At 52.1% G+C, this 1,185-nt stretch carries 1 rRNA gene; it reads left to right on the top strand.

Features of this window, described 5'->3' with window-relative positions:
• Positions 1-21 precede the first annotated feature (21 nt).
• Positions 22-1,185: ribosomal RNA gene (locus P3T20_RS37085) — 23S ribosomal RNA — on the top strand; the annotation flags it as partial.

Here is a 1,185-nt window from a genome sequence, read left to right as displayed (position 1 = left end):
CATGAGACACACCCGTTATAGGGTCAAGCGAACAAGTGCATGTGGTGGATGCCTTGGCGATCACAGGCGATGAAGGACGCGGTAGCCTGCGAAAAGCTACGGGGAGCTGGCAAACGAGCTTTGATCCGTAGATGTCCGAATGGGGAAACCCACTCCGTATGGAGTATCCGCAGCTGAATACATAGGCTGTGCGAAGCGAACGCGGCGAACTGAAACATCTAAGTAGCCGCAGGAAAAGAAATCAACCGAGATTCCCAGAGTAGTGGCGAGCGAAATGGGACCAGCCTGTACTCTTTATCTTCATTGTTAGTCGAAGGCTCTGGAAAGTGCCGCCATAGCAGGTGATAGCCCTGTAGACGAAAACAGCGAGGAAGAACTAGGTGTACGACAAGTAGGGCGGGACACGTGAAATCCTGTCTGAAGATGGGGGGACCATCCTCCAAGGCTAAATACTCGTGATCGACCGATAGTGAACCAGTACCGTGAGGGAAAGGCGAAAAGAACCCCGGGAGGGGAGTGAAACAGATCCTGAAACCGCATGCATACAAACAGTCGGAGCCTCGCAAGGGGTGACGGCGTACCTTTTGTATAATGGGTCAGCGACTTACATTCAGTGGCAAGCTTAACCGATTAGGGCAGGCGTAGCGAAAGCGAGTCCGAACAGGGCGATTCAGTCGCTGGGTGTAGACCCGAAACCAGGTGATCTATCCATGGCCAGGATGAAGGTGCGGTAACACGTACTGGAGGTCCGAACCCACTAACGTTGAAAAGTTAGGGGATGAGCTGTGGATAGGGGTGAAAGGCTAAACAAACCTGGAAATAGCTGGTTCTCTCCGAAAACTATTTAGGTAGTGCCTCGTGTATCACCTTCGGGGGTAGAGCACTGTCATGGTTGAAGGGTCCATTGCGGATTACTTCGCCATAGCAAACTCCGAATACCGAAGAGTGCAATCACGGGAGACAGACATCGGGTGCTAACGTCCGGTGTCAAGAGGGAAACAACCCAGACCGCCAGCTAAGGTCCCCAAATATTGCTAAGTGGGAAACGAAGTGGGAAGGCTAAAACAGTCAGGAGGTTGGCTTAGAAGCAGCCATCCTTTAAAGAAAGCGTAATAGCTCACTGATCGAGTCGTCCTGCGCGGAAGATGTAACGGGGCTAAGCAATATACCGAAGCTGCGGATGCA

This window comes from Paraburkholderia sp. GAS206C (assembly GCF_050435645.1).
In the GTDB taxonomy this organism is placed as follows: Bacteria; Pseudomonadota; Gammaproteobacteria; order Burkholderiales; family Burkholderiaceae; genus Paraburkholderia; species Paraburkholderia phenazinium_B.
The sequence above is the reverse complement of the archived record's forward strand: the minus strand, read 5'-3'. Positions and strand labels throughout refer to the sequence as shown.